Raw genomic sequence first — 13,158 nt, forward strand, 5'->3', positions numbered from 1 at the left:
TGCGATGGAGAAATTCTTCATTTGTCCGCAAGGCGGACATTCTTCATTCTTCGTTGAAAAGGAATTTTTCACTTCTCCTTTCCTTTCTCAATCATATCAATTATATCTTTCAAGTCGTTGGCCGAGATCTTCTGTTCCTTGGCGAAGAACGAGACCATCTCCTTGTACGAATTGGCAAAGTAGTTGCGGACAAAGCCGCTCATGAACGTCCGTTTGTATTCGCTTTCGCGGATCAGCGGTGTGTAGCGGTATGTGTTTCCCATGCGTGTGGGTTTCACATATTGCTTCCGTTCCAGGTTTTTCACGATCGAGGCCACGGTGGTGTAGGGGGGCTTCGGTTCGGGGAATTTGGCGAGGATGTCTTTTACGAAGCATTCTTTCAGTTCCCAGATGTACAACATCACTTCTTCTTCTTGCATTGTTAACTTTTCCATGGAATACAGTTTTAGTTTGAATTCATTGCAAATCTACGAATATTTCGTAATATAGCAAATGACAACGGGTTAATTATTGTAAAAGCTTGCTTCTTTTGAGGAAAGAGGGCGGACGGAGCAGTGCCGGAATGCGTCTCTTGAGTGAGGCGATTACAGGACACTTGCACGGCTCGTACAGAACACAAGTGCGGCTCGCGAGCCGTGCAAGTGTGGTTCGCGAGCCGTACTTGTGTCCCATAAAGGGGAGATATAATATATAGGATGTCGGAACAGGCCGAAGCCTGCGGGGCATCAGTCGGTCACCTTCAGCAGTTCTTCCTTCATCTTGTCCACGCCGGGGAATCCGGTTTGCTTGAACTTGATGTTGCCTTCGCGGTCGATGATGAAGTACGTCGGTACGCCTCTTATCTGGAAGTGTTCGTTCAGGTAAGCCCACTGTTCGTTGGTCAGTCGGATGTGTTCGCCGTGTATGTCGGGAATCATGTTCTTCCAGGTTTCCAGCGGCGAGGTTTCACCGGTGATGTAGAGGTAAACGATGTCCTTGTCCTTCAGTTGCTCCTTCATCGGCTTCATGACTTTGTTGGCCATGCGGCACGGTCCGCACCACGTAGCCCAGAAGTCCACGAGCAACGGCTTGCCGCGGAACTTGCTGATGATGGAGGCAAACAGGTCTTCGTTGCTCACTTCGCCCACTTCGTTGATGTTGAAGCCTGTTTTCTTTTTGTTGGCTTCGATGGTCTGCAGCAGGTGGTTGTTGGCTTCGGTCAGTAGTTGCTTGTAAGCGGCAGGCAGCGAGTCGAGTGCGGCGGTCTGTTCGGCTGTGAGCGGAACAAATTCGTTGATGTTACGGTAGAGTTTTGCTGCACGTCCTGTGTCGAAGAATACACCTTTGTCCGTTCCCCAGTCCTTGGCAAGCTGGTCTTTGATAGCCGATGCGTAGATGATGCCGAGGCAGTATGAGGGAGCCTGCGTCAGTCGGGCATTGTTCAGCGACTTCAGGAGGTTGGTCGGGGCATAGTCGGTCGGTTTCGATTGCATCAGTTTCTCGAAATATTTATAACCGGCTTCTCTGTCCAGCTTGTTCTTTTCTACGTATTGTTGGGTCAACATGCTGGGAGCCTGCATCAGTGCGTTGTAACAGTTGAAGTCCAGTTCGAAGCGTAGTAGTTCCCGTGTGGCACGACAGATGGGCAGCGCCTCCAGTTGCTTTTCCTTTTGGGCGAAGGTTTCCAGTACCGCGGTCTTGAATGATGCCAGATCTTCTTTCTCCATTGCCGTTTCTGTCAGGTTCGTGTGGAAGGAATGTGTGGAGAGTTCCTGTGCTATTTCCTGCAAGGGGCCGTTGATGTAGACCCGCGGGCCGTAAGGCTTTGCGTTCTGATGGAACTTAGACTGCAGGCGCGAGAGTTCGCGCTGGTTGATGAACAGTTCGCTCGTCTTGCCCGGCTCGGCGTAGAAATAGATGGGCGATCCGAAGGAGGCGCAGATAGCGGGTGTAGTGCCACAGACAGGAAGGGTGGTACTGAAGCTGCCATCTTCTCCAACGTTGGCTTCGAATTCTGTATAAGACTTGATAGGGTCGAGCAGGATGAACCTGATTTTCTTCGTCATTCCCGGATGGTAGTCCAGCAGCTTGCCTTTCACCGTGGCTGTGCCGTATTGGGAGACGGGTTGCGGCAGTTCGAGGTTTTTGTCTACCGGATGTATGGTTGCCCCTTCGGGCAATTCAAGTTCGGGCAGTTTCTTGCTTTTCAGCTGAATACCCCAGATGCTGAATCCCTGTTCCACTTCGCTGCCTTCGCTGAAGTCGATGGAAGTAGCGTTTGCCAGCAGGGGCGGAAACACTAACTGAAACTCGGCTTCGCCCGATTCGGGCATCCAGAATTCCCGGTCGGGTGTGATGCCGATACCCGAACGCAGCGGATAGGTTTCGCCATTGTTGTCTTTCAGATAGCTACTCGATGCAATCTTTATCCAGAATTTGGGGTGGTACTTGGCGTAGATGTGCAGTACGGTAGCTGTGTCGTTCAGTACTACTTTGCTGACTTCGATGGAGGTAGTGTTACGCACGCAGAACGGAGGCCGGTCTATTACTTTTTCTTTGGCTTTCAGCGGAGCGCAAAGGCAGAGCAGCATACATGCGATAGAAATAAGAGTGTGTTTCATAAGATGTTGTTTTTGACAAAAGTACGAATGTTTCCGAGATTTCGGTTGTATGGATAGTTAAAGTAACTGAAATCCCGGAAAAGCATTACAGGCCTCGCTTTTGTCTCATCTTTTTGTAAGCCTCTATCATGTGTCTGCGGCTCAGGATGATCTGCCGGCGATATACCAGGCAGGCGGTGATGAAATAGAAACCCGCCTGCAACCACAAGGCACGGTATTCGAAAGCCACCTCGTTCAGTGTCGCCCCCATGCTGTTGATGCGTACATAGCCGTTGATGCCGAACGTCGACGGGAAGATGTACGAAAAGTACTTCCAGAACGGAGGAATGGCAGCCGCCGGCCACGAGATGCCCGAAAGGAACAGCAGCGGCACGGAGGTAAAGACAAACAGCAGCATACACGTCTCGCGATTGCGGATGGCGATGGATGCCGTCATCGAGAAGAAGATGCAGGCAGCCAGGTAGGGCAGGATGAACAGGGCCAGTTCGCCCGGTATGGCGATACGGTTCAGTTTGAAAATCCAGGGTACCACACAGAGGATGTAGACCGACACCAGCGAGTAGACCATGAAGTAGCTCAGCCCCTTGCCCATGACGATGCGCAGCGTACCGTTGTAGTGTCGGTTGATGGGAACCAGGTCGCGGAACTGGTTGTGCTCGCGTGCCGTTCCGGCGGACAGTCCGATGCCTAATAGCAGCGTCTGTTGGATAATCAGCATCAGCACCACCGGAATCAGGAAGGCAGCAAAGCCGTTGGTCGGGTTATACAGTGCCACGTCCTCGTACTCGATGGGATAAGCGGTGATTTCGTCCTGACGTTCGGTGCTGTTGCCGGCACGTTCTACCTTGATGTCGGCGTTCATGGCCAGTGATACGTTGGTGTTGGCCAGCAGCAGGGCTTTGTAGTACAGCAGTCCGCTCATGTCGCAGTACAGGCTGACCTGTGTCTGCTTGCCCCGTGCGATGTTGTCGCTGAAGTCGGCGGGGATGTAGATGACGCCGTATGCCTTGCGGTCCTTCATCATCAGTTTGGCTTCTTCCATGTCGGCGCAGTAGGTCACGATGTTCACGTCGGGGGTAGCGTCTACCTTGCGCAGGTATTCGCGGCTCAGCGACGAGCGCGAGTTGTCCACAGCCACGGCAGGCACCTCGCGTATGGTTTCGTTGGTATAGATAAAGGCATATATCAGCGGATATACTAACGGCACCAGTATGAAGAAGATGAGCACGCCCTGATCGCGGAAGGTCGTGCGGAACTCCTGTTTCCATATATAGAACATGTCGTAAATGCCTTGTACGACTCTTTGTTTGAACGTCAGCTGTTTCATCAGGGAATGTATTTATAGTAAATCAATGCAGCCTTCAGCCGGTGGGCTATCAGGAAGGGCAGCATCATGAAAATGAGCAGTGCCACGTAGTTGGTCCACGAATAGATCATGGGATAGCCGTTAAGTGCCTGATCCACGTAGATCAGGAAGTAGTGGCGCAGCGGGAACAGGTTGGCTAATGCCTGTAGCGTAGGGTGCATGGCCATGGCCGGGAACGACAGACCGCACATCGAGAACGAAAGCACTCCCCACAGCGAGGCAAAGCTCAGCCCTAAGCGGAGGGTAGGCAGTGTGCCTATCATCAGGATGCCCATGCCTTGCGATGCCAGCACTAAGCAGAGGGTGGCAAACAGCATGGGCAGGATGCCGTTGTTGCACGGGAAGTGCAGGAATCCGTAGAGATATACATTATATAATATACCCATCAGGAAGAAGATGGCCGTATGCGGAAGCAACTTCCCCGCCAGTGAAATCCAGATGGAGTTGTTGCCCATGTGCAGCCATTCGCGGGCGGTACGGTCCTTTATCTCCACACCGATGGAGTAAACGGTCACCATGAAGATGAGCAGCATCAGCACTCCCGGTGCAAACGTGTTGCACAGATAGACGGAGTAGTTCAGCCAGGGATTGTTCAGCGGGTGCGTGTCGATGACGATGGGTTGCAGGAAGGCCATGGCCTGGTCTTCGGTAGCGCCTTTGGCATAGAGGGCGGTGCGTGCGGCGGCGCCCGATGCCAGCTCGCTCATCATCTTCATGTCCCTGAACAGCAGGGAGCCGGCTATCAGCATGGTGTTGTTGGTGTAGAACGACACTTTGGGCTGGCGTTGCGCCTGTGCCTTGGCCGACAGTCCTTCGGGTATGTAGTAGAATCCGTAGATCTCGCCCCGCTGCATGGCTGTCCGTGCTTCGTTGAAGGTAGGATAGTGGGCCACGATGGCCGTCTGCTCGAAAGCGTCCAGATTGCGTACCAGCTGGCGCGAGGTGCTGCTCATGTCTTGGTCCACGACACCGGCGGGCAGATTGATGGGCAGACCCGAGTCCATCAGCGTGGTGAAGAACACGTAGCAGAACAGCGGTGCCACTACCATGCAGAACAGGTACAGCGGCCGTGCGACGAGGCGGCGACATTCGCGCTTCATCACGGCCAACAGGGCTTTATGTTTGGACTGGCTGTTGATCATCGTCGTTATTCTCTATCCAGTATCACACTCATGCCCGGTCGCAGACCTTCCACCTTGTCGGTCGGCAGGGCTCTTACTTCGAAGGTTTTCAGGTCGAACTGTCCGGTTGTCTTGGTAGCTTTCCAGGCAGCATACGTACCCAGGTCCTTCATGTAGTTCACTTTCAGTCGGATGTTTTTGTCCAGTGCAGGTACAAAGGCTTCGAACTCCGTACCCACGGTCAGGCTTTGCAGCAAGTCTTCGCGTACGTTGAAGGTCACCCACATGTCGTCCATTACGGCAACGTTCATGATGGGTGCGCCGGTACCTACCAGTTCGCCCTGTTTGGGGAAGATTTCAGACACCTCTCCGTCCTTCTGTGCGATGAGGTACGTTTCGTTGATGTACGATTCCACTTCGGCTACAGCTCCTTTGGCTCGATTCACCAGTGCGGCGGCGGCAGCCTTGTCCTCACGTTCGGCACCGTTCTTGGCCATGGTGTATTGTGCCTTGGCAGCCTTTTCGGTAGCCAGTGCAGCGTCTCTCTGGGCAGTGATTTCGTCCAGCTTCTGTGCCGATACCACTCCTTGGTCGTACAGGTTCTTGATGCGTTTGTACGACTTCTCGGCGATGGTCACTCCTGCCTGTGCCTTCTGCCACATTTCGTAGGCAGCCTGAATCTGTTCCTGGCGGGCACCTTTCAGCGCCTTTTCGTTCTGTGCCTGTGCGGCAGCTTCGGCAGCACGTGCCTGTTCCAGTTTGGCCTGCACGTCGGGTGCTTCGAGTATGGCCAGTGTGTCTCCTGCACGGACGGTTTGTCCTTCCTTGACACGGAATTCCAGGATACGTCCGGGTACCTTGCTCGACACGCGGTATTCGGTTACTTCTGCCTGTCCCTGTACGATTTCAGGACCTTTGCGCAGCATAAAGAAGCCAATGACGGCAACAATGGCAATCACTCCGGTCAGCGTGAGGAATGCCAACAGCATATTGCTGTTTTGTGATTTTGTATCCATTTTAGTTTATGAGTTTTTGAGTTTTTAAGTTTATAAGTTTTTAGTTGACAAGTTGACGAGTTGACGAGGGGGATTTAAGTTTTTAAGTTCTTAAGTTCTTAAGTTCTTAAGTTTTTGAATATTCATTCCCTTCCCCCCTCTCCTTGGGAGAGGGGCCGGGGGTGAGGCTCCCCTTACTGCAACACTCCCGTCGCCTTCTTCAGATAGATTTCGGTCAGCTTCACGTCGATTTGTGCGTCAATCTTTTCCGACTGTGCCGAAAGCCATGCCGTGTGTGCTTCGAGCACGTTGCTGGCGGGTATTACTCCTTCTTCAAAGCCCAGATTGGCGTAACGCAGGTTTTCGTTGGCTTTTTCCAGGTTCTTCTCGGCCATGGCCAGCTTTTTGGTCGCTTCGCGCACTTTGAAGGCCGACTGGCTGACTTGCAGTTCTATCTTCTCCTTGGCTTCTTCCAGTTGGTAGCGGGCGATGCGGGCTTCCGCCTTGGCAGCTTTCACTTTGTAGATGCCTTCACCCCAGTGCCATATCGGCATCGATACGACTACGCCTACGTTCCACATGCCTTTGAACTTCTTTTCAAAGCTGTTGAAGACGGACGGATTGGTAGCGATGTAGTTTCCCATTAGGGCGATGGAGGGCAGGTAGGCCGAGCGCTCTACGTTTACCTTCTGCTTGTATATCTCTGCCGCAAGCTCCAGACTGCGTACTTCGGGGCGCAGACTGTACACCTGCTCCAGGTCGATTCCGTTGGCAGCTATGGAGGATAGGGGCAGGTCTTCTTCCTGTTCGTCGGCCAGGGTGATGGGGCTGCTCAAGTCCAGACCGCACAACTGACACAGCAGCATGCGTGCCAGGCTCAGTCCGTCGTCTACCTTGGTCATGGTCATTTCGGCTTCGTTCACCTTTACCTTTACCGACAGTCCGTCGGCTTTGGTAGCCACTCCTTCGGCTATCATCTTCTGCATGTCGCCGTCCAGCTTCTGCAACAGTTGCAGGTAGCTTTCGGCCAGCCTTTTCTTATTGGCCAGCGACACCACCTGCCAGTAGGCCTGGTCGGTGCTCAGTATGACGTCCTGCATGCCGCTGTTGTGTTGCTGGCGTGCCAGCTCTTCGGCATATCGGGTAATCTTGTTGTAGGCTCGTATCTTTCCACCCATATAGAGGGGTTGTGTCAGGGTCAGTGCTCCGCCATACATGTTGCGGGTGTCGGTGCGGAAGGCATCAACGAGCGCGTTGCCCAGATTGTTGAGCGGGGTGGCGATGTCGGCACTTCCCAATGCTTGCAGCAATGCCATGAATTGCGGATTCTGTATCAGTTCGGGGTGCTGTGTCAGCAATCCCTGTATGCCGCTCTGCATGGCGCCGCTGACCTGTGTACCTACCGATCCGAGTGCGCCTTTCTGTGCATCGCTCAGCAGGGAGAATTCTTTCTGGTTGCGCATATATCCGCCTGTTGCCGACAGCTTGGGGAGGTAGTTGGTGAATGCCGCTTTCTTCTGGTAGTGTGCGGCATTGATTTTTTCCTGGCTTATCAGCAATTCTTTGTTGTTGGCGATGGCCAATGCACGACAACTATCCAGGCTGAGGACACGCTGTGCGCCCGCCGGCAGGGTGATCAGTGCCAAGTAGATGATACAGAATACTTTTTTCATTTTGTACATACCTTTATGTAAGTGATAGAATAAAGCTTTTTATAGCAACAATTATTGCATAGGCAACGATGCAAATGTATGTGCTTTCGTTGATACGGCAAAATTCTTTAAACTTTTTTATATGGGGATGGTTTTGGGGGTTTAGGGTTTAGGGATGAGGGTTTAGGGTTTAGGGTTTAGGGTTTGAAATCTATCGGCCTTTAACTTCTTTAACTTCTCTAACTTCTTTAACTTCTCTTCTCTCCCGTCCCCCTTTCCACTTCTTACTTCAACGTAAATTCCTTCGACCCTATCATGGTGCCGTCGGTGAAGATGTAGACCTGATAAGTACCTGCGTAGAGGTATTCTTCCACATTCCAGTAGACGGTCACGTTCTGTTCCTCACCGTTGTATTCGATGTATTTCTTGATGGAGTAGGGTAGCTGGCGGTTTTCGTAAGTGAAGGTGTCCGATGAATTTTGTGTCAGCACGGAGTTGTCAGGCTTGGCAATGCGTACGTACAGGGTCCGTTCGCCCGTTTCGGCCGTGATGTTCTTGGCGATGGTGAAGTCTATTTTCAGTTTTACGGCATCTTTTATCTTCCGTGCCTTTTTTCCACGCTTGTTCTGGGCTTCGAGGGTGATGCCGGTTGCGTCCAGCTGGGCGGCAAGGGTCACCTTCTCGTTCAGGTTTTTCTTTTCTTCCGACAGGCTGCTGATCTGCTGCGAGGCGGCATGATACTTCTGCGTCACCTCGGCTATCACTTCTTTCTGGTGAGCCGTGAGGCGGTTCAGTGAGTCAATCTGGTTGATGTAGCCTATCATGACTTTGCGCAGGGTAGCCAGTTCTTTTTTCAACCGGCGTATTTCGCTGGCGTTGCTGCTCTTTACGGTGCGCAGTTCTTCCAGCAGCCGTTGTGTCTTCAGCTGTTCCTGTTCCAGCAGGTAAGCCAGCGAGTCGTTCGAGACGGTCAGCTTCAGTTCGTCGTATTGCTGTGCAAATCGGGTGTATTCGTTTTCCAGGTCTTCCTTTTCCAGCTGGAATTCCTGTACGAGTTCGCTATTGGTCTTTTTCTCTGTAAACAGCAGGATGGTTACTCCTACCAGCAGCACCAGCAGTGCTATAACCATGATGACAAGCGCATTCTTTTTGTTCGCCATATTATTAATAGAATAATGGTAAGTGGTTAATGGTGAATGATGAATGGTTAATGATGAATGATTAATGGTAAATGATAACTAATTCTTCATTCCTCATTCTTCATTTTCTTGTTCTTCATTCTTCATTTTTTTATTAACAGCCTGAGGCCATAAAGGTTTTATCCGGTTGCAAAAATAATCATTAAAAGTGAATCGGCATGTTTTGAGGGCAGATTTAATTCTGCTTTTCTAGTGGATAATTGGGGCTGTTGATGCAAAGTATATGCATAAATCACTATTTTTGTTCAGGTTAATTAACTCAAGTTTCGCAAATGCGAAACTTTCAGGAGTTAAAGAAGTTAAAAGGAGTTATCGCCCACCAAGGTGGGCTAGGAGTTAAAGCCAATAGCCTGTATCCTTTTCACAAAGGTACTGGCTTAACTCCTTAACTCCTTAACTTCTTAACTCCTTAACTACAACCGATTAATAAACTTGCGAAACTTAAATAATTTTAAATAAACGATTTTTTTGTATCATGAAAACATGGATTAAATTGTATGGTGCGGCATTGTGTTTGTCCGCAGGTGTGATCTCTGCTTATGCAGAAGGAAACATGGTCAATAATAAAGCTACGGTTTCCGTGGCTCAGTCCGAGGAGTTCTGGAGCTGTCAGGCCGTGAAAACTTTGGGCAAGAAAGTAGCCGACTGGCAAATCAAGGAGTTTCCTAACACTTCGCATGGGGCGAAAGACCAGCGTGGCTGGGTGGCAGGTGCATGGTATATGGGGCTATGCGATTGGGCAGAACTGTCGGGCGATTCTACCTATTATAAATGGATGAAGAAAACTTTCTCCGGGCAGCGTTGGCAATTGGGCAACCGGATGTATCATGCCGATGACTTCTGTGTAGCTCAGACCTACATTGACCTGTACGAGAAATTTAGGGATAAAAATATGCTTGAACCTACGCTGGCACGTACGGAGTGGGTGGTGAATCATCCTTCGAACGGTAGTGTCGATTTCCGTGTACCCCAGCTTCGTCTGGAACGCTGGACGTGGTGCGATGCTTTGTTTATGGCTCCTGCAGTGTACACCCGCCTGTACCGTCTGACCGGCAATCGCAAATACATGCATTTCATGGATGCCGAGTTTAAGGCTACCTACAATCATCTGTATGACAAGGAAGAGAAAATGTTTTATCGGGACAGCCGTTACTTCGACCAGCGCGAGGCCAATGGCAAAAAGGTATTTTGGGGCAGAGGCAACGGTTGGGTAATTGCCGGTCTGGCCGAAATACTGAAAACGCTGCCCGAGGCTGATACTGAATTCCGTCCCTTCTATGAGGCGCTGTTCACAGAGTTTGCCACCCGTTTGGCCGGACTTCAGGGAAAGGACGGATATTGGCATGCCAGTCTGCTCGACCCCGACAGCTATCCTTCGCCCGAAACCAGTTCGACAGGTTTCATCGTTTATGGTTTGGCCTATGGCATCAACCACGGCTATTTACCGGCTGCCGATTTTCTGCCTATAGTCAAAAAAGGCTGGCAGGCTTTGGCTGAGGCTGTAGATCCGGATGGGAAGTTGTGCTGGGTACAGCCCATTGGGGCCGATCCTAAGAAAGTGACTCGCGATATGACGGAACTTTATGGACCGGGTGCTTTCCTGATGACTGCATGCGAAGTTTATAAATTGTGTAGCGATAAGGATTAGATGATTTCTTGACTATACCTGTGCCATACTTGCATCGCTCTTGAGAGACACTTGCACGGCTCGCGAGCAACACTTGCACGGCTCGCGAGCCATGCAAGCAATACTCGTGGGGATTGCAGGCAATACTTGGCAGGTTTGTGAGTCATACTCGTGGGCTTTGTCGGCAGAACCCGGCGGCATTGCTTGCAATATGCGGCGGGATTGCTTGTCGTTTGGCCGGACATTGCTTGTTGCGGCGGCTAACTATGGATGTTACGCGGCTAAAGTGGATGGTTGGGAATGAAAAGTGCTACTTTGTGGGTGAAGGATGGATACGCGGACTACACTGATGAGGCGGATTTACACAGATGAAGAGTGGGAAAGAGGGAAATTGCTTTCACGCCTTCACTTAGCTTCCAGGGTCTTGGCAGTCAGGTAGATAGGATGAAACATCCGGTTTCACGGAAGTTTCACCTCTTGCTTTCACCTTTCCGGATTTTTCTATTTCTTCGGGATTTAAGCCTGTTCGATGGGTGTTTGTTAATCTGTTGATAAACAAGATGATGTGGTGAAGGATGTAACGTATGTGCAAGTTTATGTAACGTACGTGCAAGTCTGATGTAACATTTGTGTAACTTTTGCAACCCGTTGCAAGGGTGAAGCCTGAATTTTTAACACGCGATGTTACGTCATCGAAGGTATTTGATACAAATTGTTTTGGGTGTGTAGTCGATAAGTCGGATATTTGCATGCAGACCTTATACGTACAAACGAACATGAATGCAATCGAAAAAACACACCCGGGTACGTCGCTTAAAAGCCTGCCCGTTCTGTTTGCCGCCCTGTGCGTGCTGCTGTGCCTGAGCGGCTGCCGCCCCAAGCCCTATCCGTCGCTGCTGCTTGCGGCGGACAGTCTGGCGTCCGTGCTGCCGGACAGTGCCTGTACCCTGCTTGCCTCCTATGCCGCCGACACGGCGGACGAACCGCTGTACGTCCGCATGTACTACCGTCTGCTTTGCATCAAGGCGAGGGACAAGGCCTACATCGTGCATACGTCGGACAGCGCTATCCTGCCCGTAGTGGCCTACTACGAGCATCACAAACGCCTTCCCCACCTGCCCGAAGCCTACTATTATGCCGGCCGCGTGTATAGCGACTTGGGCGATGCGCCACAGGCGTTGGCCTATTTTCAGCGGGCACTCGACGCGGTGCGCGAGGATAAGGATCGGGTGAATATGACGGTGAAAAAGCTGGTCCTTTCGCAGATGGGGACGTTGTTCAAAAGGCAGAATCTTTATCCCGAAGCGTTGGAAGTGTACAGGCAAAGCTTCCAGTGCAAAATCTTACTTCAGGATAGTGTGGGCATGATATATAGTAACAGGGATATCGGTCATACTTTTGTGCTTTTGGAACAACGGGACAGTGCTTTATATTATTATCAGCGTGCCTATCAGTTAAGTCTTTTATTGGGTAAGAAGGCTTTAGGGAATGGAATACAATCTTTGATAGCACGTTTATATACGGAAGAAGGGAATTACGAAGCAGCTCGCCGTTCGTTGCAAATCGCTTTACAGGATGTCCCAAAAAGTGAGAGGAGTGGTACTTACTATACTGCAGCACGATTTTATCATTTTATTAATGAAAAAGATTCTGCAGAATGTTACTATAATAAATTATTATTGTATGGCTCATTGGATGTCAAGGAAATGGCTAACAGGGGTTTAGCTTCCATCGCTTTATCGCAGGGAAAAACGGTTCCTGCTGCCCAATATCTTTATCAGGCATTATTGCTGGGCGATTCCATCCGTAAGTTGACTAAAACGGATGAAGTCCGAAGCGCTCATTCACATTACAATTACCAGCTTCGTGAACAGGAGAACCAGCGTTTGAAGCTTCAGAACCTGCGTCAGCGTCAGACGAATGTCGCCATCTTGGTGGTGTTTGTCCTGTTTGCGTGTGGTGGTACACTCTATTATTTGCATCGGCGTAAGGTCATGCGTCTGCGTTTGCAGGTGGCCGAGCAGTTGCAGGCCGAGGCCTATCGCAACAGCGTTCAGTACCAGGAAGATACGCGCCGTCGCATCAGCCAGCTGGAAGAACAGCTTCAGTCGGCTTCCCATCAGCTGACCGACAGCGAAAGCCGTTGCCGGCAACTGACTGACGAAAAACAGCTGCTGGCACACACCTTGCGCTGCCTGGAAGAGGAAGAGCAGCGCCGCCGTCTGATGAAACAACGCTTTTCCGTTTCGGATGCCTGCCTGCTTTTCCGCAAGAAGGAAACGACAGCCGCGCCCGTCACCGAAGACGACTGGCAGCAGTTGGAGACCGAGGCCGACCAGTTGCTCGACGGCTTCCTGCGCAAGCTGACGACAGGCCCTGTGCGTGTCAGCCGCCAGGAGCTCCGCGTCAGCCTGCTGATACGTGCCGACTTCTCCATCAAGTCGATAGCCGCTTTCCTCCATCTGACTCCTACGGCCGTGACCAGTATCCGCCGTCGCCTCAGTGTCAAGTTCTCGTTGCCCGAGTCTTCTCCGCAGGCGTGGGACGAGTTTGTGAGGTCGTTGTAGGCTGTTTGACGGCTGTTTGCACACTGCGAAG

9 protein-coding genes are annotated in these 13,158 nt (G+C 51.1%); 2 read left to right on the forward strand and 7 right to left on the reverse strand.

Translation table 11 applies throughout. The features are described from left to right. Nucleotides 1-68 precede the first annotated feature (68 nt). The 7 genes from Q3C19_RS01820 to Q3C19_RS01850 all read right to left on the reverse strand — a co-directional run bounded on the left by Q3C19_RS01820 (nt 69) and on the right by Q3C19_RS01850 (nt 8,894). Nucleotides 69-434, reverse strand: a complete 366-nt coding sequence (locus Q3C19_RS01820; protein ID WP_022162369.1) for a BlaI/MecI/CopY family transcriptional regulator — start codon at nt 432-434, stop codon at nt 69-71. A 291-nt stretch (nt 435-725) separates the two neighbouring features. After that, nucleotides 726-2,600 carry a thioredoxin family protein gene (locus tag Q3C19_RS01825; RefSeq protein ID WP_302726807.1) on the reverse strand — a complete coding sequence of 625 codons (1,875 nt, stop codon included), beginning with the start codon at nt 2,598-2,600 and terminating at the stop codon, nt 726-728. An 85-nt stretch (nt 2,601-2,685) separates the two neighbouring features. Then, on the reverse strand, nt 2,686-3,927 hold the full coding sequence (locus Q3C19_RS01830) for an ABC transporter permease (protein ID WP_287641160.1): 1,242 nt from the start codon (nt 3,925-3,927) through the stop codon (nt 2,686-2,688). Next, nucleotides 3,927-5,108, reverse strand: coding sequence for an ABC transporter permease (locus Q3C19_RS01835; protein ID WP_302726810.1), 1,182 nt, complete (start codon nt 5,106-5,108; stop codon nt 3,927-3,929). The genes Q3C19_RS01830 and Q3C19_RS01835 overlap by 1 nt, the downstream gene beginning before the upstream one ends. Nucleotides 5,109-5,113: 5 nt before the next feature. Next, nucleotides 5,114-6,103: an HlyD family secretion protein gene (locus Q3C19_RS01840; RefSeq protein ID WP_071148729.1), complete on the reverse strand. Its 990-nt coding sequence runs from the start codon at nt 6,101-6,103 to the stop codon at nt 5,114-5,116. Nucleotides 6,104-6,276: 173 nt separating this feature from the next. After that, a complete protein-coding gene (locus tag Q3C19_RS01845; RefSeq protein ID WP_302726813.1) occupies nt 6,277-7,755 on the reverse strand; it encodes a TolC family protein in 1,479 nt (492 codons plus the stop codon). 263 nt (nt 7,756-8,018) lie between these two features. After that, entirely contained in the window at nt 8,019-8,894 is an 876-nt protein-coding gene (locus Q3C19_RS01850) for a hypothetical protein (protein WP_022162377.1), read from the reverse strand. Nucleotides 8,895-9,486: 592 nt separating this feature from the next. Between Q3C19_RS01850 and Q3C19_RS01855 the strand changes: the two genes are divergently transcribed. Together Q3C19_RS01855 and Q3C19_RS01860 are read left to right on the forward strand one after the other, a co-directional pair. Beyond that, nucleotides 9,487-10,581, forward strand: a complete 1,095-nt coding sequence (locus Q3C19_RS01855; RefSeq protein ID WP_288910396.1) for a glycoside hydrolase family 105 protein — start codon at nt 9,487-9,489, stop codon at nt 10,579-10,581. Between the two features lie 755 nt (nt 10,582-11,336). Beyond that, a complete protein-coding gene (locus Q3C19_RS01860) occupies nt 11,337-13,127 on the forward strand; it encodes a tetratricopeptide repeat protein (RefSeq protein ID WP_302726815.1) in 1,791 nt (596 codons plus the stop codon). Nucleotides 13,128-13,158: the final 31 nt, after the last annotated feature.

The sequence above is a fragment of the Bacteroides sp. ET489 genome, from assembly GCF_030518095.1.
GTDB classification, from domain to species: domain Bacteria; phylum Bacteroidota; class Bacteroidia; order Bacteroidales; family Bacteroidaceae; genus Bacteroides; species Bacteroides ndongoniae.

Bases quoted from the DNA above. Each gene is read 5' to 3' on its own strand.
- Q3C19_RS01820 (WP_022162369.1), bottom strand. From the start codon at position 434: ATGGAAAAGTTAACAATGCAAGAAGAAGAAGTGATGTTGTACATCTGG.
- Q3C19_RS01825 (WP_302726807.1), bottom strand. From the start codon at position 2,600: ATGAAACACACTCTTATTTCTATCGCATGTATGCTGCTCTGCCTTTGC.
- Q3C19_RS01830 (WP_287641160.1), bottom strand. From the start codon at position 3,927: ATGAAACAGCTGACGTTCAAACAAAGAGTCGTACAAGGCATTTACGAC.
- Q3C19_RS01835 (WP_302726810.1), bottom strand. From the start codon at position 5,108: ATGATCAACAGCCAGTCCAAACATAAAGCCCTGTTGGCCGTGATGAAG.
- Q3C19_RS01840 (WP_071148729.1), bottom strand. From the start codon at position 6,103: ATGGATACAAAATCACAAAACAGCAATATGCTGTTGGCATTCCTCACG.
- Q3C19_RS01845 (WP_302726813.1), bottom strand. From the start codon at position 7,755: ATGAAAAAAGTATTCTGTATCATCTACTTGGCACTGATCACCCTGCCG.
- Q3C19_RS01850 (WP_022162377.1), bottom strand. From the start codon at position 8,894: ATGGCGAACAAAAAGAATGCGCTTGTCATCATGGTTATAGCACTGCTG.
- Q3C19_RS01855 (WP_288910396.1), top strand. From the start codon at position 9,487: ATGGTCAATAATAAAGCTACGGTTTCCGTGGCTCAGTCCGAGGAGTTC.
- Q3C19_RS01860 (WP_302726815.1), top strand. From the start codon at position 11,337: ATGAATGCAATCGAAAAAACACACCCGGGTACGTCGCTTAAAAGCCTG.